This is a genomic window from Streptomyces sp. 3211.6 (genome assembly GCF_003634815.1).
Taxonomy (GTDB): Bacteria; Actinomycetota; Actinomycetes; order Streptomycetales; family Streptomycetaceae; genus Streptomyces; species Streptomyces katrae_A.
Map to the genome: position 1 here is coordinate 3,728,295 of NZ_RBXC01000001.1, position 19,269 is coordinate 3,747,563.

General features: G+C 71.0%; 20 protein-coding genes. 3 read left to right on the forward strand and 17 right to left on the reverse strand.

Features of this window, described 5'->3' with window-relative positions; translation table 11 throughout:
• Positions 1-107 precede the first annotated feature (107 nt).
• From BX286_RS17070 to BX286_RS17090, 5 genes are all read right to left on the reverse strand, one after another.
• Entirely contained in the window at positions 108-821 is a 714-nt protein-coding gene (locus BX286_RS17070; RefSeq protein WP_079428094.1) for a VTT domain-containing protein, read from the reverse strand.
• 136 nt (positions 822-957) lie between these two features.
• Complete coding sequence (locus tag BX286_RS17075) at positions 958-1,716, reverse strand: MerR family transcriptional regulator (protein ID WP_100863423.1); 759 nt, start codon at positions 1,714-1,716, stop codon at positions 958-960.
• A gap of 86 nt (positions 1,717-1,802) precedes the next feature.
• The gene (locus tag BX286_RS17080; protein WP_079428098.1) at positions 1,803-2,315 is read right to left on the reverse strand and encodes a DinB family protein; all 513 of its coding nucleotides are present in this window, start codon (positions 2,313-2,315) and stop codon (positions 1,803-1,805) included.
• A 96-nt stretch (positions 2,316-2,411) separates the two neighbouring features.
• On the reverse strand, positions 2,412-3,869 hold the full coding sequence (locus tag BX286_RS17085; protein WP_079428100.1) for an aldehyde dehydrogenase family protein: 1,458 nt from the start codon (positions 3,867-3,869) through the stop codon (positions 2,412-2,414).
• Between the two features lie 103 nt (positions 3,870-3,972).
• On the reverse strand, positions 3,973-4,851 hold the full coding sequence (locus tag BX286_RS17090) for a helix-turn-helix transcriptional regulator (RefSeq protein WP_079428102.1): 879 nt from the start codon (positions 4,849-4,851) through the stop codon (positions 3,973-3,975).
• 362 nt (positions 4,852-5,213) lie between these two features.
• On the opposite strand from BX286_RS17090, the gene BX286_RS17095 reads away from it, so the two are divergent.
• On the forward strand, positions 5,214-5,708 hold the full coding sequence (locus BX286_RS17095; protein ID WP_079428104.1) for an ATP-binding protein: 495 nt from the start codon (positions 5,214-5,216) through the stop codon (positions 5,706-5,708).
• Positions 5,709-5,820: 112 nt separating this feature from the next.
• On the opposite strand, the gene BX286_RS17100 is transcribed toward BX286_RS17095, so the two are convergent.
• Positions 5,821-6,066: a DUF397 domain-containing protein gene (locus BX286_RS17100; protein ID WP_045946130.1), complete on the reverse strand. Its 246-nt coding sequence runs from the start codon at positions 6,064-6,066 to the stop codon at positions 5,821-5,823.
• Between the two features lie 326 nt (positions 6,067-6,392).
• Between BX286_RS17100 and tatA the strand changes: the two genes are divergently transcribed.
• On the forward strand, positions 6,393-6,569 hold the full coding sequence (tatA, locus tag BX286_RS17105; RefSeq protein ID WP_079428106.1) for a Sec-independent protein translocase subunit TatA: 177 nt from the start codon (positions 6,393-6,395) through the stop codon (positions 6,567-6,569).
• Here tatA and BX286_RS17110 read toward each other — a convergent pair whose 3' ends face one another.
• The gene (locus tag BX286_RS17110) at positions 6,570-7,730 is read right to left on the reverse strand and encodes a DUF2786 domain-containing protein (RefSeq protein ID WP_107438434.1); all 1,161 of its coding nucleotides are present in this window, start codon (positions 7,728-7,730) and stop codon (positions 6,570-6,572) included.
• 159 nt (positions 7,731-7,889) lie between these two features.
• On the opposite strand from BX286_RS17110, the gene BX286_RS17115 reads away from it, so the two are divergent.
• Positions 7,890-9,599: a bifunctional 3'-5' exonuclease/DNA polymerase gene (locus tag BX286_RS17115; RefSeq protein ID WP_398898623.1), complete on the forward strand. Its 1,710-nt coding sequence runs from the start codon at positions 7,890-7,892 to the stop codon at positions 9,597-9,599.
• Positions 9,600-9,648: 49 nt separating this feature from the next.
• On the opposite strand, the gene BX286_RS17120 is transcribed toward BX286_RS17115, so the two are convergent.
• From BX286_RS17120 to BX286_RS17165, 10 genes are all read right to left on the reverse strand, one after another.
• Positions 9,649-10,113 (reverse strand): GNAT family N-acetyltransferase, encoded by a 465-nt coding sequence (locus BX286_RS17120; RefSeq protein WP_121015364.1) that lies wholly within the window; start codon positions 10,111-10,113, stop codon positions 9,649-9,651.
• An 85-nt stretch (positions 10,114-10,198) separates the two neighbouring features.
• Positions 10,199-11,407, reverse strand: coding sequence for a serine hydrolase (locus tag BX286_RS17125; RefSeq protein WP_121015366.1), 1,209 nt, complete (start codon positions 11,405-11,407; stop codon positions 10,199-10,201).
• Between the two features lie 151 nt (positions 11,408-11,558).
• A complete protein-coding gene (locus tag BX286_RS17130; RefSeq protein WP_121015368.1) occupies positions 11,559-11,816 on the reverse strand; it encodes a hypothetical protein in 258 nt (85 codons plus the stop codon).
• 12 nt (positions 11,817-11,828) lie between these two features.
• A complete protein-coding gene (locus BX286_RS17135; RefSeq protein WP_187344155.1) occupies positions 11,829-13,208 on the reverse strand; it encodes a WhiB family transcriptional regulator in 1,380 nt (459 codons plus the stop codon).
• A gap of 124 nt (positions 13,209-13,332) precedes the next feature.
• Positions 13,333-13,950, reverse strand: coding sequence for a hypothetical protein (locus tag BX286_RS17140; protein WP_121015372.1), 618 nt, complete (start codon positions 13,948-13,950; stop codon positions 13,333-13,335).
• Positions 13,947-15,005, reverse strand: coding sequence for a hypothetical protein (locus BX286_RS17145; protein WP_121015374.1), 1,059 nt, complete (start codon positions 15,003-15,005; stop codon positions 13,947-13,949). The genes BX286_RS17140 and BX286_RS17145 overlap by 4 nt, the downstream gene beginning before the upstream one ends.
• On the reverse strand, positions 15,002-15,631 hold the full coding sequence (locus BX286_RS17150; RefSeq protein ID WP_121015376.1) for a hypothetical protein: 630 nt from the start codon (positions 15,629-15,631) through the stop codon (positions 15,002-15,004). The genes BX286_RS17145 and BX286_RS17150 overlap by 4 nt, the downstream gene beginning before the upstream one ends.
• 31 nt (positions 15,632-15,662) lie before the next feature.
• Positions 15,663-16,277 carry a hypothetical protein gene (locus BX286_RS17155; RefSeq protein ID WP_121015378.1) on the reverse strand — a complete coding sequence of 205 codons (615 nt, stop codon included), beginning with the start codon at positions 16,275-16,277 and terminating at the stop codon, positions 15,663-15,665.
• A gap of 13 nt (positions 16,278-16,290) precedes the next feature.
• Entirely contained in the window at positions 16,291-18,513 is a 2,223-nt protein-coding gene (locus BX286_RS17160; protein ID WP_261993448.1) for a hypothetical protein, read from the reverse strand.
• 158 nt (positions 18,514-18,671) lie between these two features.
• The gene (locus BX286_RS17165) at positions 18,672-19,238 is read right to left on the reverse strand and encodes a hypothetical protein (protein ID WP_121015382.1); all 567 of its coding nucleotides are present in this window, start codon (positions 19,236-19,238) and stop codon (positions 18,672-18,674) included.
• Positions 19,239-19,269: the final 31 nt, after the last annotated feature.

Genomic DNA, 19,269 nt, shown 5'->3' on the forward strand with positions numbered 1-19,269 from the left:
GGCCGACGGGTATCCCCCGGACGCGTCCGGACACGCCTGTGCCCCGGAGACGGGGCGTCTCCGGGGCACACAGGACCTCGCAGGGGGGCGCGGCGCGCGGGCGCAGGTCAGCGCTTGGCGTGCCGGCCGCGCTGGCCGGGGGCCGGCGGTGGCTCCTCCATCGGGTAGCCGGGCTGCGCCGGGGCGGCCGCGGCGGCCTTCTTGCCCTTGCGGGCCTTCAGCACCTCGAAGATCACCGGGATCACGGAGATCAGCACGATGACGATGAAGATCGCCTCGATGTTGTTCTTGATGACATCGAAGCGGCCGAGCTGGTAGCCGAGGACGGTGACGCCCGCGCCCCAGGCGATGCCGCCGATGACGTTGTACGTGAGGAAGACCCGGTACTTCATCGCGCCGGCGCCCGCGACCATCGGGGCGAAGGTGCGGATGATGGGCACGAAGCGGGCGAGCACGATGGCCTTGGGGCCGTGCTTCGCCATGAAGTCGTGCGCCGCGTCCAGGTTCTCCCGCTTGAACACCTTGCTGTTCGGGCGGTTGAACAGCTTCGGGCCGAAGAACTTGCCGATCAGGTAGCCCACCTGGTCACCGATGATCGCGGAGGCCGCGATCATCGTGCACACGAGCCACAGCGGCTCCTTGATGCTGCCGCTGGCCGTGAAGAGGCCCGCCGTGAACAGCAGGGAGTCACCAGGCAGGAAGGCGAAGAGGCCCGATTCCGCGAAGACGACGATCAGGATGCCGATCAGGCCGTACTCCCCGATCAGGTAGTCCGGGGACAGCCACGCGGGGCCGAGGGCAAGCGTGTAGAGGGGTTCCACGTTTCCGGGCTCTCCTGGATCAGCAGGGGGACGTCTGCGGTGGGGGACGCGACGATGCAGGCGGTCTCAATTATGAACGCACACCGCCCCCACCGGGTTCCAGGGACCGGAGGGGGCGGTACCGGTGAGGTTCCGGCTACGCCTTGCGCACGGCGTTGGCGGTGATCGAGTCCCGCAGGTGCTCGGCCACCCCCTCGCCCATACCGTCGTAGAACGCCTTGAACCGCTCGTCGGCGACGTACATCTCGCCCAGGCAGACGTGCATCTCGTATCCGCACTCGTAGTACCGGTCGCAGATGTGCCGCCGGTGCTCCTCGGCCATGTCCATGGCCGCCTCGCCGTCGGCGGGCTCGCCCGCCGCCACCAGGGCCGCGTACCGGGCACCCCAGTCGGCGACCTCGTCCTGGATCCGCTGCCAGTCGGCCTTGGTGTACGCGGCCGCCCGGCGCTGCGACTCGGCGTAGGCCTCGGTGCCGCCCCAGCGGCGCTCGGCCTCCTCCGCGTACTGCTCCGGGTCCTTGTCCCCGAACACCTCGAACCTCTCCTCGGGCGTGAGGTTGATGCCCATCTTCTTCGCCTCCATGGCGTGCTCCACGGCCTTGGCCATCTGCTGGAGCCGGGCGATCCGGTCGGTCAGGAGGGCGTGCTGCCGGCGCAGGTGCTCCCTCGGGTCCGAACTCGGGTCGTCCAGCAGGACCGCGACCTCGTCGAGCGGGAAGCCGAGCTCCCGGTAGAACAGGATCCGCTGCAGCCGGTCCAGGTCGGCGTCGTCGTAACGCCGGTGGCCCGCGCCGCTGCGGCCGCTCGGGGAGAGCAGGCCGATCTCGTCGTAGTGGTGCAGGGTGCGCACCGTCACTCCGGCGAAACCGGCGACCTGGCCCACGGAGTAGCCCATCGCTTCCGCTCCTTCGGTTGGGTACGCCCTCGACTGTGCTTCCTCACGCCGCGTGAGGTGCAAGCCCGGTTTTCGGGGAGGCGGGCTCAGCCCATGGCCTTCGTGCCGTCCAGGGTCTCGCGGATGATGTCCGCGTGGCCCGCGTGCCGGGCGAACTCGCGGACCAGGTGCAGCAGCATCCAGCGCATCGAGACCGTGGCGTTCTCGGGGAACCAAGGGGCCGGCGGCAGCGGGAAGTCGTCGTCCAGGCTCGGGACCGACTCGATGAAGCCGTTCGTCTGCTCCTTGACCGTGTCCCAGAACGCGAGGGCGGACTCCAGGGTCTCCCCCTCGGTCAGCCGGAAGCCCTCGTGCCAGTCCTCGGGCGCCCGCCGGTGTTCGTTCGGCTTCTGCTGGGCCATGCGGAGCCAGTTGAGCTCGACCTCGGCCACGTGCTTGATCAGCCCGGCCAGGGACAGCTCGCTCGCGGTGGGCCGGCTCGCGGTCTGCTCGGGCGTGAGCCCGGCCGCGGCCCGGCGCAGCGCCTCGCGCTGGTCCTCGACGAAGAGGAGCAGGGTGGCGCGCTCGTCTCCCGCGACTTCCTGGGTGGGGTGTGCCATGACCGACCGCCTTTTCCGTAGTGGTGCGGGGTCTCCCCCGCTGACACCCACCACGCTACGAGCCCTTGCGGTCAGGTTCTGTCCTTGATCGGGGACCTAGAACGGGAAAGTCGTCCGGCCGTGCTGGACGGAGATCCACTTCTGGGTGGTGAAGGCCTCCACGGTGGCCTCTCCGCCCAGCCGGCCCAGTCCCGAGGCCTTCTCGCCGCCGAAGGCGGTCAGCGGCTCGTCGCCGATGGTGGAGTCGTTGACGTGGATCATCCCGGTCTCGATCCGCTGCGCGAAGCGGACCCCGCGCTCGACGTCACGGGTGTGCACCGCGCCGCTGAGCCCGTACGGGGTGGCGTTGGCCAGGCGCACGGCCTCTTCCTCCCCGTCGAAGACCACCAGCAGGGCGACGGGGCCGAAGATCTCCTGCCCCAGCAGCGGGGAGTCCTCGGGGAGGCCGGCCAGGACGGTCGGCTCGACCAGGTTGCCGCGCGTAGAGCCCCGTACGAGGGCCGTGGCCCCGGACTCGACGGCGCGGTCCACGAGGGCGGTCAGGGCGTCGGCCTGGAAGGAGTTGATCAGGGGGCCGATGTGGGTGTCGGCCTCGCGCGGGTCGCCGGTCTTCAGGGCCCGGACCCGGGCGGTGAACTTCTCGGTGAACTCCCCGGCCACGGCGGCGTCGACGAGGATCCGGTTGGCGGCCATGCAGACCTGGCCCTGGAAGACGAAACGGCTGAAGACGGCCGCGTCGACCGCGTAGTCGACGTCGGCGTCGTCGAGGACGACCAGGGCGCTGTTTCCGCTGAGCTCCAGGACGGTCCGCTTGAAGTGGCGGGCGGCGACCGCGCCGACGTGCCGGCCGGTGCGGTCGGAGCCGGCGAAGGAGATGACCTTCGGGACGGGGTGGGTGAGGATCGCGTCGCCGATCTCGGCGATGTCCGTGACCAGGACGTTCAGCAGGCCGGCGGGCAGGCCCGCGTCCTCGAAGATCTTGGCGATGATCCCGCCGCCGGAGACCGGGGCGTTCTGGTTGGGCTTGATGACCACGGCGTTGCCGAGGGCCAGCGCCGGGGCGACCGACTTCAGGGTCACCAGGAGCGGGAAGTTGAAGGGGCTGATCACGGCGACGACGCCGACGGGCAGGCGCTGGACGCGGTTCTCCTTGCCCGTGACCGTCGAGGGCAGGATGCGGCCCTCGGGGCGGACGGCCAGCCGGATCGCCTCGCGCAGGAACTCCATCGCGAGGTGGACCTCGTACTCGGCCTTGGGACGGGTCCCGCCGAGCTCGTCGATCATCGCCTCGACGATCTCCTTCTGGCGCTCCTCGGTGATCCGGAGGGCGCGCTCCAGGACGGTGCGTCTCGCGTAGGGGCTGGTGGCGGCCCAGTCCCGCTGGGCCCGCTCGGCCGCCCGGTAGGCCCGGTCGACCTGCTCGACGGTGGCCACGGTGACGGCCGCCAGCTTCTCCCCGTTGTAGGGGTTGACGTCGATGATGTCCCACGAACCGGTGCCGGCCAGCCATTCGCCGTCTATGTACTGGTGAGCCAGGTCGGTGAATATGGACATGCCATCCCTTACTGCGAGCGCGCACCCCTGCGCTGCACCGGAGACCGATCTACTTCGTCTCGTTCTTCGTCGAGCACTGATCAGACGTCATAGTACGTGCGGTTCAAGACAGTTGGAGCAGTCCGCGCAGGAGATCCCGCGTCTGTCCGGGGTCGGGGCAGTCGGCCTGGAGCCGCTCCATCGCCCGTGCGTACTGCGCCACTTCCTCCTCCTTGTCCAGGTAGAGCGCGCTGGTGAGCTGTTCCAGATAGACGATGTCCTGGAGGTCCGACTCGGGGAAGCGCAGCAGGGTGAAGGCGCCGCTCTCGCCGGCGTGGCCGCCGAAGGAGAAGGGCATCACCTGCAGCTGCACGTTGGGCCGCTGGCTGATGTCGATCAGGTGTTCCAGCTGACCGCGCATCACGTCGCGGTCGCCGTACGGGCGGCGCAGCGCGGCCTCGTCGAGGACGGCGTGGAAGACGGGCGCGTTCTCGGAGACGAGGACCTTCTGGCGCTCCAGGCGCAGCGCGACCCGGCGGTCGATCTCCGCGGCGGAGGCGTTCGGCATGCCGCGCTTGACGACGGCCTGGGCGTAGGCCTCGGTCTGGAGGAGGCCGTGGATGAACTGGACCTCGTAGATGCGGATGAGGGAGGCCGCGCCCTCCAGCCCGATGTAGGTCTGGAACCACCCGGGGAGCACGTCGCCGTAACTGTGCCACCAGCCCGCGGCGTTGGCCTCGCGGACCAGCCCCAGCAGGGACTCCCGCTCCGCGCCGTCGGTGACCCCGTAGAGGGTCAGCAGGTCTTCGACGTCCCTGGCCTTGAAGCTCACCCTTCCCAACTCCAAGCGGCTGATCTTCGATTCGGATGCGCGGATCGAGTAGCCGGCCGCCTCACGGGTGATGCCGCGGGATTCTCGGAGTCGCCTGAGCTGTGAGCCCAGGAGGATGCGGCGCACCACAGAACCGCTGGCTTCTGCGGTCACTAGTACTGCCCTCCCCATCGCAATGGTGTGCGCGTGGTGTGCGCGTGCCTCGTCGGGGCCCCCGTATCCCCGGTGCCGCAGTCTGCCACCAAAACGCAGCGGCCCGTACTCGTTCTGTAACGGAATCCGGCGACCCGGAAAAGAAGTCCGTAAGTATGCGTAGGAAGAAATGAGCAAGAACCGTCACGGGAGTGGACAGGTCCGGCGCGTGCACGTGCATCTGCCCTTGCATCCGGCTTCGCCATTCGGAACGATGGTGCCGCGCACCTGCGTGCTCTTCGCGCCGGCGCCGGACCCACCCCGCAGTTCTCTTTGGCCGAAGCCGACCGCTTCGTCCGCGAATCCCGGGAGTGCCTCGCATGGGGACGATTGGATCGGTCATGCTCGAGCCGTTACGGCAGGGGCTGCCCCCGGTCGATCCCACGGCCGTCTCCGGGTCCGCCTCCTGCGCTCTGCCGGCCCGCTTCGAAGCGGTGCGGGGCGCCCGCTCCTTCACCAGATCGACCTTGTCCCAGTGGGACCTGGACGACCGCTTCGACGACGTCGCGCTGGTGGTCTCCGAACTCGTCACCAACGCGCTGCGGCACGCCCTGCCCGACGACGCGCGGCCCCGCGGCGGCGAACAGCCGGAGTCGGCGGCGGTGCGGCTGCACCTGATGCGGTGGAGCACCCGGCTGGTGTGCGCGGTGCGGGATCCGAGCGAGGACCGGCCGGGGGGCTCGTTCGCGCCCGAGCGCACGGACGAGAACTGCGACCTGGAGTCGGGGCGGGGACTGTTCCTGGTGGACTCCTACAGCGACAGCTGGGGCTGGCACCCGCTCGCGGGACGGCTCACCGGCAAGGTGGTCTGGGCGCTGTTCCTGCTCCGGGACTGACCGCCCCCGCCCCGCCGGGGGCCGGTACGCGCACACACGACTGGCCGGGCCCGATCCTTTCGATCGGTCCCGGCCAGTGCACGTGCATGGCCTGATCTCCCGCGCCGTACCTTCAGCCGATCAGATGATCGAACTCGCCGTCCTTGACGCCCAGCAGCAGCGCCTCTATCTCGGCCGGCGTGTAGACGAGCGCCGGACCGTCGGGGAAGCGCGAGTTACGCATGGCGACGTCGCCGCCGGGCAGTTTGGCGAACTCCACGCAGGAACCCTGCGAGTTGCTGTGTCTGCTCTTCTGCCAGGTCAGCTCATACAGGGAAGTGAGTTCTGCAGCTGCCGTCCCGTTGTACGCGTGGTCCACAGGAAGCCCCCGATAGTGCAGATGTCAACTCCACCGGATCATAGCTGTGTTCACCATCGCATGCATGGGCAGATGCACGTGCACGCGCCGTGCCGCAGCGGTCACCGTCAGGGGCGGAGGGCCTGCACGACCTCGTCCAGCGAGTCCGGCAACCACTCCGCCGCCTGGCGTACGACGCCCGTTTCCGGCGGTCGGTTCCCCCGTTCCCCCGCGGTTTTCAGGACTTCTTCAGATTTGTGCGCACCCCTTGCGGCCCTGTTCGATGACCAAGACCATCGTTCCTGCCCCAGCCTCCCCGGCGCCCTCGACCCAAGAAGTAGGTACCCATGCTCCGCAACGGCCTGGAGCCCTGGCACCTGATCATCGTCCTGGTGGTCTGCCTGATGCTGTTCGGTTCGAAGAAGCTGCCCGACATGGCCCGCTCCCTGGGCAAGTCGGCCCGCATCCTGAAGTCGGAAGCCCGCGCGATGCGCTCGGAGAACACCACCCAGGACCCAGCCTAGCTACGGCAGCGAGGGCCGCTTGCCTCCCATGTGCGCGGCGTCGGCGGCCGCGGTCCCGTCCTCCCAGCCCGCGTGGTCGCTGGCCCCGCGCAGCCGGGTGGTGGTGGTCCGCGGGAACATCTCGTCGGCCCGCGAGGTGACCGCCACGTCCCTGGCCAGCAGGGCGGGGAGGTAGTCGGGCGCCTCCCCGGCCGTGTGCTCGGCGGTCTCGGCGAGGCGCCGGCCGAGCCGGCTGGCGTACGCGAGCAGGAACGACTGCCGGAAGGTCTTGGTCCGCTTGCGCCCGCCGGCCCGCTGGGCGGCCTCGGCCCGCGTCATGGCGGCCGTGCCCTGCACGAGCAGCGAGGTGTACAGCAGCTCGACGGCCTCCAGGTCGCTCTCGAACCCGACGACGGTCGAGAACCCGAAGGCGCTGTTCCACACCGCCCGGCAGCGGTTGGCGGTGGCCACCGCGTCCAGCAGGACCGCCTTCGCCTCCTCGTACGGGGGCTCCACCCCGATCCGGCAGGCCCCGGGCACCTGCACCGGCCCGCCGCCGCGCACCGCGAGCAGTGCCTCGTCCACGGTGTGCCGCGCCATCAGCTCCTGGGCCTTGGCGCTGAGGGCCTCGGCCTCCTCCGGATAGGTGGTCGCCTCGGCCTTGGCGAGCAGCGCCCGGATCCGCCCGAGCATCCGCGGCTCGATGTGCGCGTGCTCCGCGAGGTCCCCCGCCGGATCCCCCGGGACGGGCCCCACCGGCTCGACGGACGGCAGCCGGACCAGCAGCCGGTACAGCTCCAGGACGGCGGTGGCCAGGGTGAACCGGTCGGCCCGCTCACGCCGCGCGAGCCCGTCGGCGTACGCCTCGTCCCCGGACCACCACACCTCCCCGGCGCCCCACCCGTCGGGCAGCCGCCCGTACCGCCGCGCCTCGGCGGCGACCAGGTCCCCGAGGACCCGCTGGTGCACCTCCCCGAGGTCCCGCCGCACGAGCCGCTCCACGTCCGCGGGCCGCCACCCCCGCTCCCAGGCCCGCCGCAGAAACCCTTCCCCCCGCCGGACCAGCTCCCGCCCGACGTCCCCCCACACCCCGGCGGCCAGCACGGAGGCCCCGCTGTCGAGCCCGGCATCGTCCTGGGCGTACAAGGCGGCGGCGAATGCCCGGTCAACCAGGCCGACGATCTCACTCACCCCTTCAGGGTGCCACGCCCCCTGAACGGCCCCGCCGGCGATCGAGGCGCGGGGTCAGGGGCGGAGCCCCTGGAAACGGAGAAAGGGCGGGGCGGGGAGCCGGCCCCGCGCAGCGGCCCCCTGTCAGCCCCCGGTGGGACACTCGCACTCGTGAGCGACCACCCCACCCCCTGGGCCCTGACCGAAGCCCCCGACGGCCGATGGCACGCCACCCCGGTCCCCCCGCCCCCCACGGGCCCCCTCACCTTCGCCACCCCCGCGGAAGCGATCCGCACCGCACCCCCCGCCACCCGCTGGATCTGGCGCTCCACCCCCGCCGTCTACCCCCGCCTCCTCGCCGCCGGCCTCCGCGTGGACCGCTGCTACGACATCGAGGACGCCGAGCACCTCCTCCTCGGCCACGAGGGCCGCTCCGGCGAACCCCGCTCGGCCGCCGCCGCCTGGGCCCGCCTCACCGGCGCCCCCGTCCCCCCGGACCCCCCGCAGCGCGCCGCCGCCACCGCCCGCACGCAGGACTCCCTCTTCGACGCCGCCGGCCTCGCCGACCCGCACCACCACGGCGCCGGCGCCCTCCCCCTCGACGCCCTCCTCGCCGTCCACGCCGACCAGGCCCGCCGGCACGCCGCCACCGCCCACCCCGACCGGCTCCGCCTCCTCACCGCCGCCGAGTCGGCGGCCTTCCTCATCGCCGCCGAGATGCACCACACCGGCCTGCCCTGGCGGGCCGACGTCCACCGCGCCCTGCTCACCGAGCTGCTCGGCGAGCGCTACGCCGGCGGCGGCGAACCCCGCCGCCTGGCCCAGCTGGCCGACGAGGTCTCCGCCGCGTTCGGCCGGCGGGTGCGCCCCGACCTGCCCGCCGACGTGGTCAAGGCGTTCGCCGAGGCCGGGATCAAACTCCGCTCGACCCGCCGCTGGGAGCTCCAGGAGGTCGACCACCCGGCGGTCGCGCCGCTCCTCCTCTACAAGAAGCTGTACCGGATCTACACCGCCCACGGCTGGTCCTGGCTCACCGACTGGGTCCACGACGGCCGCTTCCGCCCCGAGTTCGTCCCCGCCGGCACCCTCACCGGCCGCTGGGTCACCCACGGCGGCGGGGCCCTGCAGATCCCCAAGGTGATCCGCCGGGCCGTCGTCGCCGATCCGGGCTGGCGGCTCGTCGTCGCCGACGCCGACCAGATGGAGCCGCGCGTCCTCGCCGCGATCTCCCGCGACCCCGCCTTCATGGAGGTGGCCGGCCGCCCGGAGGACCTCTACACGGCCGTCTCCCGCCAGACCTTCTCCGGCGACCGGGAGAAGGCCAAGATCGCCGTGCTGGGCGCGGTCTACGGCCAGACCTCCGGCGACGGCCTCAAGAACCTCGCCGCCCTCCGCCGCCGCTTCCCCCGCGCGGTGGCCTACGTGGACGACGCGGCCCGCGCCGGCGAGGAGGGCCGCCTGGTACGCACCTGGCTGGGCCGCACCTGCCCGCCCCCGGCCGACGCCGACGGGGACGGCGAGGCCGGCATCCCCCAGGACCGCGACGACGAGGCCGCCACCGCCTGGACCCCGTCCTACGCCTCGACCGACACCCGCGCCCGGGGCCGCTTCACCCGCAACTTCGTCGTCCAGGGCAGCGCCGCCGACTGGGCCCTGCTGATGCTCGCGGCACTGCGCCAGGCCACCGCCGGCATGCGTGCGGAGCTGGTGTTCTTCCAGCACGACGAGGTGATCGTGCACTGCCCGGCCGAGGAGGCCGAGGCCGTCGCCGAGGCGATCCGCGCGGCGGGCGACCGCGCGGGCCGCATCGCCTTCGGCGACACCCCCGTCCGCTTCCCGTTCACGACGGCGGTCGTGGAGTGCTACGCGGAGGCGAAGTAGCCGTCGTCTCCTCGTGTTTCACGTGAAACAACGCCGAGGCGAAGGGTGGTCAGCCGAGCTCGCGGAAGTAGATGTGGTAGCCCTCGCGCACGAATCCCTCCGACTCGTACAGTCCCTGCGCGAGGTGGTTCTCGTAGCCGGTCTCCAGCTGAACCCCGCCCATCCCGGCCTCCTTCCCCCGGACCAGCACCTCGCGCAGCAGGGCCCGGCCGACGCCGGTGCCGCGACCGGAGGGGGCCACGAAGAGGTCCCCGAGGATCCACACGGGCCGCATGGAGAGGGAGGAGAAGGTCGGGTAGACCTGTGCGAAGCCGACCGTGCCCGCGTCCGGGACATCGGCGAGCAGGACGATCGACTCCTCCTTGGCGATCCGCTCCGCGAGGAACTCCCGGGGTCGCCCGGCGTCCTCGACCGTCACCTCGTAGAAGTCCAGGTACCCCCGGAACAGCTCGGTGGCCACATCGAGATCCGCCTCCCCGGCGACCCGTACCGCGACCCCACCCTGCTCAGCCATCCGACGCTCCTTGATCATTCACGCTTGGCCGTCCATTGTGCGCGCGGCCGAAGGCCCTGACCAGACGCGGAGGCAGACCAAGCCGTCAGGGCCCGGTGACCGGCTGAGCGGGCAGCTCGTAGACGTGCCCCGGAGTGACGATCTTCGTGATCGCCTCACCGAAGGCCGCACTGGGCTCGGAGCCCCGGTACGCGATGTCGGTGTTGAGCAGCACCACCAGCGTGGCCTTCGGCTGCGGCAGGTAGACGACCAGCGACTCGTAGCCCGGCAGCGAGCCGTTGTGCCCGAGCCAGCCGGCGACGTCGAAGACGCCGAGCCCGTAGCCCCCGTCGGGCACGGCCGGGACCACCTTCAGCCGCTGCGCCTGGGTGGCGGGCTTCAGCAGGGTTCCCGTCGCCAGGGTCCCGGCCCAGCTCCGCAGATCGTCCAGGTCGGAGACCATCGCCCCGGCGGCCCACCCCCAGGAGGGAGCCCAGTCTGCGGAATCCTCGACCTTCCCGGTGGCCGTCTGGTCGGTGTAGCCCCGCGCGTGCGGCTCCGGGAACTGCGCCCCGGCCGGGAACAGCGTGTGCTCCAGTCCGGCCGGCTTGATCACCTGATCGGCGAGGTAACGGTTGAGCGGCTGCCCGCTCACCTTCTCCACCACCAGCCCCAGCAGGATCAGATTGGTGTTGCAGTAGGAGAACTTCGCGCCCGGAGCGAACAGCACCGGATGCCTGAAGGAGTACGAGAGCAGCTCCCGCGGGGTGAACGGCGGCCGCGGATCGCTCGTCAGGGCCTTGAAGAACCCTTCGTCCTCGGAGTAGTTGAACAACCCGCTCCGCATCTCGGCCAGCTGACGCAAGGTGATCCGGTCCCCGTTGGGGACCCCGGCCACGTACTTCCCCACGGGGTCGTCCAGCCCGGCCTTCCCGGCATCGACCAGCCGCAGCAGCGCGGTCACGGTGAACGTCTTGGTGACGCTGCCGATCCGCATGTTCATATCGGTCCTCATCGGCGCGCCCGTCGCCTTGTCGGCGACGCCGAAGGCCCGTACGTACTCCCCCTTGCCCGGCGCCGAGAGCGCGACGATCACCCCGGGCACCCGGGCCTCGTCCAGCACCTTCCGCACGGCCTGGTCCAGCCGCTCCGCCACGGCGGGTGTGAGCTGCGGGAACTCATCGCCGGCCGGCGTGGCCGCGACGCCCCTCGGCCCACCGGCCTCCCACGCGTGCCCGGCCCCGGCCCCCACGGGAGCCACCACCAGCCCCACCGCGGCCGCCCCGACCACCACACCGCGCCACCGCGCCACCATGCCCGGCCTCCTCCACCGCCGCCCGGGCTCCGAGCCCCTGCCAACGTATCCCTCCGGGCGACCGGAGCCCGCCCCGGCGGCGCCGCTCACCGGGCGGACACGGAAAGGCGCAGGTCACATACATCGTGACCTGCGCCTTCGGCTGCTCATCTCACGGCCCGGCGGCTGGCTCGGGCAGCGGCTCCGCCCTGCCGTCGGGGTGGATGAGCAGGCGCACCGCGCCGCCGTAGCGGTCGTCGGTGATGACGGCCTGGGTGGGGCCGCCGAGCTGCTGGGCGCGCTGCTGGAGGATGCCGATGACGACGTCCTGGATGTTCCCGAACGGCGGGGCCGTCACGGGGACACCGTCGATGAGGCCGGCGTGGTGGGAGAAGACGCGGACTTCCGCGGCCGGTGAGGTGGGCTGCACGGCGACTGCCTTTCAGAGGTTCGGGACGGCTTCGCCGCCGGACTGCGGGCCGGCGGTGTAGGTGCCGCGCGAGACCCGCAGCAGCCGGCCCGACTTGACCATGGCGGAGAGGGCGTTGCTGACCGACTTCCCCGCGTCCTGGTAGACCCCGGGGGGCAGCGCCCGCACCACGTCCCGGCCGGTGAAGTGGCCGGGGAAGGAGGCCACGGCCGTCTCCACGGCCCGGCGCAGGCTGGTGGCGCCGGCGCCGCCCGCCCCGGTGAAGGCCCTCGGGTGGGCGTCGTGCGGGACCTCGTGGCCGGCGCCGTGGTCCTGGGGCCGCGGGACGACCGTCTCGTACCGCTCCAGCTGCGCGGCGAGCTCGCGTACCGCTTCGCGTACGGCCGCCAGCTCCCGGCCGTACGGGACGGGGGCCGGGCCGTCGGCCGCGGCGTCGGCGGCGGCATCGGCGGCGGGGACGAGCAGCCCGGTGATGGCGTCGACCCGGTGCAGGCAGTCGGCCAGGCGCCGCAGCAGGGGTTCGAAGATGTCCTGCCGCAGCGCGGCGACGGGGTCGCAGGTCGCGAGCTCGATGCTCACGGACCCGGTCAGTTCGCCACCGCCGGCCGCGTACGGGGTCCGGTCGCCGGCGGCCTCGCGCCAGGACTCCAGGCTCAGACGGGCCCGGCTGACGGCGCCGAGGAGCTCGGGGGCCGGGGCGGCGGACGGGGTGAGCGCGAGCATGCCGGCGAGCTGCTCGGTGACCTTGAGGATGTGCAGCGTGGCGCCCGCCAGCGGACCGAGCACGGTCTTCTGTATGGCCAGGGCCGGGTCGTCGAGCGAGTAGGCGATGCGTTCTCCCGACAGGGCCGCAGCGGCCATCTTCGGTTCCTCGTCTGTCCGGGCGCGCTGTCGGCGGTCTGCTGGTACGTGCGGTGCGGCCTGCTGCCGCTGGGCGGGCACCGCCCCGAGGCCGGACCCGTAGGACCGGCGGGTGCGGTGCTCCTGGAGGGCGCTGAAGGCGTCGAGCACGGCGGCGGCCTCGACCGCCTCACCGCGCCCGCCGGCGGACGCGGAGGCGGTCAGCCGCCCCCGGCTGTCGCCGATGTGCAGGCGCCTGCGGATCCAGCGGCGGTCCTGCTCGGTGGTGGCGGCGGCGTAACCGCCCGGATCGGACCGGATGACGGAGTCCTGGAGGCATTCCGCCCAGACGGGGCAGGAGAAGCAGAGCTGGCGGGCGGCATGGGTGAGGGCCTGGCTCCTGCGCGTCCGGAAGGGGAGCTGCGGGGCGCCGGCGGGCGGGTGCTCCAGGAGCGGTTCGCCGAATATGTCAGGCCGCCGCTGGCAGGGCAAAGGCGTGGTGGTGGCCGGCAGTACGGGCGCCGGCCGGGATCTCAGTGCTGTCTTCACCATGGAAGAAGTCCCCCGATGTTTTCTGTATTCAACGGGGACTCTAGAACAGGCGAATTGGCAGCGGCAAAGCCGTTCCACAGGCTGTGCAGCATTTATTACACAACGAAACTGACGTGACATCACTTCACCGCGCATCCGTGTCAGCGGCTGCCACGACCTGGCGCAGGCCCCGCCGCTTCCCGCCGCGTCCGCCCTCGCCCCCACCGGCAATGCGACGGCTGCGGGCGGCCAGAACCCCTACGGTGCAAAGGAATCCGAGGGGGACACCGAAGAGCGGGGCGAACATTCCCACCGCGGACGCACCGATCAGCAGCACGTCGGCCAGCACCACGGTGACACCCCGACGCCCTCGCGGCCGCTTGATCATCCAGGCACCCAGCAGCGCCATCCCGCCGAGCGCCCAGTATCCGAACACGGCCTGCCCGCTGAGCAGTCCGCCGGCCGACCCGCGCGCGATGTCGCCCGCGGCGGCCAGGTATCCGGTCATGGCGGCGGTGACGACGGTGGACCCGAGCGCGATCAGCAGCTGGCCGCGCCGGCGCAGCAGCCACAGGATCCCGGCGAGGGTGAGCAGCACGCACACGGTGATGAACGAGGCCATCCCGGAGGAAGCCAGCACGAACAGCGTGTAGACCCCGGCCAGTCCGAGGACGACACGGGGCAGCAGCCTCACGGCCCACGCGTCATCGCGCTCCTGCCGGAGCAGCCGGCGGACGGGGTCGAGGGAGGGGCGAGGGGTCATGCCGGACCGTCCATACCTGTAGCAGTGGAGCGCGGAGTGAGCGCCGGAGGAGCCCCCGCGACTCCGGCGGCCGGGACCGGCCCGGAGGGCGCGGGCCTGGTGACGGTGGCCGGCACCTGGAAGCCCATCTGCCACAGCGGGCTGGGCAGACTCTTCGGCGTGGCCTGCCGCGCGGGCGCCTCGACGGCCGGGGCCTGCGCCTGCGCGGGGGCGACGGCCTCCAGGATGCTGTCGATCTTCGCCTTGCGGACCTCGGGAGCGTCGGCGGCGAAGGCGTGCGGGTCGATGTAGCGGGGGAGGTCCTTGTTGTCGAACTGCGCCACCGCCCGCACGGCATTGGTACCGGCCTCGGCCCGGGTGGTCTCGGGCCAGGACTGGGGGGCCTCGTAGGCGAAGTGGATGTTGTGCAGCCCGACGTCCGGGTTCTTGCAGAGCGCGCCGAGTTCCTTCTGCTGAAGGACCGCCCGGGTGTTGCCGATGTCGGCGAAGACCAGCACCCGGCCTTCGGCCACGCTGCCGTAGGTCTCGGAGATCTGGTCCCAGGCAGCCTTGGCGTAGCCCGGGCCGAAACCGGCGTCCGCGCCACCAAGGGCGTTGATGACTTTCGGTTCCCAGAGGAACATCCTGTCGAGCTCCCGGCCGCCCGGGGTCGTCTCCAGGGTCTGGGCGGTGCCGGGCTGGGCTGTGTTCTGCTGGGCGGCCCACTCCTCCGCGATGAAGCGCTGGGACAGGAACGGGGTGCCCCGGTCGTTCTTCGGCGCATCCGGGTGTTCGAGGCCGTACGACCAGAAGGCGCTGATCGGCTTCGTCCCTTCGGGCGGAGTGAGCTTCGCCCTGTCCCGGGTCAGGGCTTCGATGTACTGCTTCTCCTTCGACGCCAGAAGCTTTCCCGTCTCCGTCCTCTGGTCCGTCAGCCCCGCCGCTTCGGCCGCGGCCGCGATGCGCCGCGCTACGGACTTCGGATCGCGCTTGGCCTCCAGGGCCGCCAGGTGCCAGGCTTCCGCCCGCGCGAGGGCGCCCGCCGCTATGTCCTCCGGTATCGGTTCCGGGCTCACCGTCGGCCGGCCTCCAGCGGACGGGGATACACGAGGAGGCTCATGTTGAGCACCCCGTGACGAGACCCGTCCGCAGTACCCAGAGCCGGCGCGATGGACAGGCTCACGAGCGGGCCTCCCGGAGCGGCGAACTCCCAGTAGGCCATGTGGTACGGGTCCTTCTCCTCGATGCGGTCGGCCTCTTGGGGGATCGCGAACTCGCCCAGCTCCCGCGGGAAGGAGTCGGAGTCCCAGGCGCCTTCCCAGGCGGGAGCGCCGAGTACCGAGGAGACGGCATCGCGGTAGAGGGGCCAGACCCTGTCCCCCTGCGCCAGCAGTTCCGGGTTGCCCTCCGGGCCGCCCGTCGCCGAATCACCCCACACCCAGTGCGAGAGGCTCTCCACCGGGGCCCAACTTCCACCGATCGCGTTCAGCGTCATCTCGCCCCCGGTCCGCGTGCGCACATTGAGCACGTACTCGAACTGGGTCGGCGTCCACCCGAACTGCGCACACCACTCGTCCAGCCCCTGGCTGGGCAGCGGCGGGCCGTTCCAGACGGTCTCCCAGTGGACGTCCGCCAGCCCCCGCAGCTCGGTGGCGAGTTCCTGCGGGGTGCGGTCCACCGGCGGTTCGAAGGGCGTGCCCATGTCGTGCTCTCTCTTTCTCAGGTCTCGTACGTCACAGCAGCCAGCCAGGACCGTCCAGCGCCTTCGGGTCGGCCGGTCCGTGGAAGGTGAGAGAGATCGTCCCACCCCCCGCGTAGCCGCCCTCCTGGTGCTCCAGCGCGAGCACGATCACCGGGGCCAGCGGGTTGGCGTAGCTCCACTGGGCCAGCCGGTACGGGGACCGCAGCTCCCGGACGTCGCCCCACCGGCCCGGAGCAGGCGGCTCCGGGAAGTCCGGACGGTCCCAGGCCCCCTCCCAGCCCGGTGCGCCCAGCGCGGCGCTCACCCCGGCGAGGTGGGCCGCGTAGCGCTCGAGGGCGACCGCCAGCACGGCCTCCCCGTCGGACGCCGCACCGGCCGCGGCCTTCCAGACGTCGTACGACGCCCGGGTCACAGGCCGGCCGGGGCCGGGCGAGGCGGCCAGGTGCAGCCGGCCGCCCTGCGCGGTACGCACCCACAGCCCCGACTGCGACCACAGCGGCCGCCACCCGAACCCCGCGCACCACTCGGCGCGCCCAGCCTCGTCGTCCGGCACCCCGGGCCACACGGCCCGCCAGTCCACCCGCAGGAGCCCGGCCAGCTCGGCGGCGAGCTCCTGCGGAGGATGGTCGGCGATCACGCTTGCCATGGCTCAGGCCCTCCTACTCGGACACCCGGCCGTTGCCGCCCTCCCGCGGCGAACGCGGGGTGGCCTGCGTCGGCGGGGTCCGCGGGTCGGGCGCGGGCGCCGGCGACGGCTGCCGCACCGGCCCGGGATCGGGCGCCGGCACACGCGGCTGCTGGCGCGCGGGGCCGTTGTCCGGCACGTTGACCCGGACCCGGGAGGTCTGGGGGTCCTGCTGCGCGGGAACGGCGGGCGCGGAGGGCTGTGGCGGAAGGGGCGGTGCCGGCTGCGGCCGCTGCACGTAGGCCGACGGCGTACCACCGCCCACGAGACGGCCGCTGCTCTGGGCCTGCTCAGCTTCTGCGGCTTGCCGCTCCCGCTTGGCCTCGAGTGCCGCGTACTGCTCCTCGAGCTGGTCCTTCTGGACGGCTGCGGTCTGGTAATCGGTCTTGCGCTGTTCACGCTTGGAGGGTGCGGAGGTGGAAAGCTTGCCTTCCTTCTGCCACCGGCCGTCGTTCTTCCTGTTGTCGTAGGTCCGCAGAGCGGCCAGCGTCCCCTTCTTGCCCACCTTCGCCGTGCCGCCGACGACACGGCCCGTCGTCTTCGCGACGCCGGCCGCGGCACCAGGGGCGTACTGGCCCAGCTTGCCGCCCACGGTGTTCGCCATGTCCCCGACGCCCAGGGCGTCCTCCGCCCCGGCGATCTGCGGGCTGTAGGAGCCCGACAGCAGCTTCTTCAGCATCATCACGACGGCGACGCTGACCAGCACGAGCATCAGCAGCTGCATACCGAGGGAGATCTTGGCGGGGAGGATCATCTGGTACAGCACGAGCAGCACGGTCAGGATGACACCGAAGCCGGCCCGGAGCACGAAACTGTGGATGAACGTCTGCAGCCAGCCCTTCAGCAGCTTCTGCTGCGACGGGTGGATACCCAGTGTGGCGATCAACGGCAGCATGATGATCATGATGAGCGTCACCGCGTGCCACAGCAGGGTGAGCACACTGAGCACGATCACCATGACGGCGACGATCAGAGCGGCGATGAGCGAGTAGATCGCAACTCCGACCCGGTCCCCGGCGTTGTGTCCGGCCCATTGCTCGAAGGGGACGGGGTAGACACGCTCATTCGTTCCGTCCTCGTCGCCCTTGTCCTTTCCGCCGGCCAGGTCGTAGCGGATGGGCACCCAGTCGTCGTTCTCCTTGTCGAGGTCTTTTCCGATCTCCTTGTTGGTGCGCGCCTGGGCTACCAGTTGGCGGATCCTGAGGTCCTCGCAGCGCGCGCTTCCCTTGATGCCCCAATAACAGTCGTCGTCATGGCCCGAAGGAGTGCAACCACCACTTTTGGCCTTTCCTCCGCTCTTCCGGAAGATGCAGTCCGATCCGGCTTCGCCGAACTGGCCGAGGGCCCAGGGCCTGAACACCAGCGTGTCGTACATGGCACAGCTGTTGATGCGTATACCCCGGTTGGGGACATTCTTGCCGACAGGCAGGTCGCAAGGGGGCTGCGCCTCGCCGGAGAGCCCGCTGAGTACCGCCTCGCTGAGCGCCGCGTTGGCCTGCGCAATGGCGGAGTCCGCTGTGTCGATGAACTTCTGGTAGTTCCCGGCGGTGAGCATCACCACAACTGCCACGGTGGTCAATGACGCCCAACCGATACCCGACCAGGCTTCTCGCATCTGGTTCTTGCGCCACTTGCCGAAAACCCAGAATCCAGTGAACGAAATCATGACGGGGACAGCCGGAATGAAGAGTTTGTTCTTCAGCTTGTCCACGGCATTGTCACGGCCCGAGTAGAGACCGGCCAGCGGGCTCGGGTTGGAGGCGTACTCCTTGATGGAGATACCGGCACGGGTGAGCAGCTTGGTGATGTCGAACACCGTGTCCGCTATGCCGTTATTGACGAAGTCCATGACGGAGCAGTCGTCCGCGCCGTTGAAGTTCAGGGTCGAGCTGTCCTGTGATGCGTCTTCGCGGTCCCGCATGGTCATGGACCAGTTCAGCCCGCGTACACCTGCGAGCTCGTACATCGTGTAGTCCTCAGGCGCCCCGGACAACTCAACAGCGCCGCCGAACAGACCGGTCGTGTCGTTGAGCGTCTTGGGTCGCGACTCCTCCCATTGCTTGACAGCCGGAAATACCGATTCGATGTGTCCGGGGTTGTCCATCTGGTAGATGTCGTTCCCGGTGAAGGAGCAGGCGAAGTCGACGGCCCGTGCCGGACCGGGCACGGCCATCGACAGCGCGAACAGCGCGAGCATCAGGAAAGCGCCTACCCGCACTGCACGTCCGACCGCCTTCGCCCGCTCGCGGGGCGAGGGACGGGCAGAGACGTGTCCACGTGACTTGGCGCTACGGCGCACGGACATCAGCTTCCTTCGAGGGGTTCCACGAGGGACGGACGAGGCGGCGGGGTGGGTCACGCGGGCAGGTAATCCGTCAGGAGACATCCCTCGACGGCGCCTTCGCGCTTGAGGTAGCCACTCGGAATCTTGCTGTTGTACTTGGCGTCGCACGACGCTATGAGCAGTCCCGAGGACTTCAGTGCACGCGTGCTGTCGTCATCAGTCGGTACGACGGCGAAGTCCGCTCCCACCAAGGCTGCCGCGGCCTCACTCTTTTCAGCATCCGCATTCGCCTTGAGCGCCTGCTGGAACTTCTTCATGTCGGAGATCCCCAGGAGGGCGATCGGCTGTCCACGTTCGGCCTCGCAGTACGCCTGCTCCCTCACACCGGCTCCGGGCTCCTTGGGATAGTTCGCGAATTCCCTACGGGTGTCGCTGTGCTTGGCCAACGGCGCCTCCGGCTGGAGGTCCTTGCACGTCGTGTACTGGCTCACGAAGCGTTCCATCGCGGCGATGTCCTTCGCCTTCGGCAGGCTCTTGCCGCCGCTTCCGGCTTCGGCCTCGCCACCGCCGCCGCACCCCGTCAGGGAGGCGAGCGCCACGACGGCGGCTCCGGCGGTGAGGGTCCTGGACAAGCGCATGGTGTCTCCTTGGGTGGTGCGTCGGGGCGGG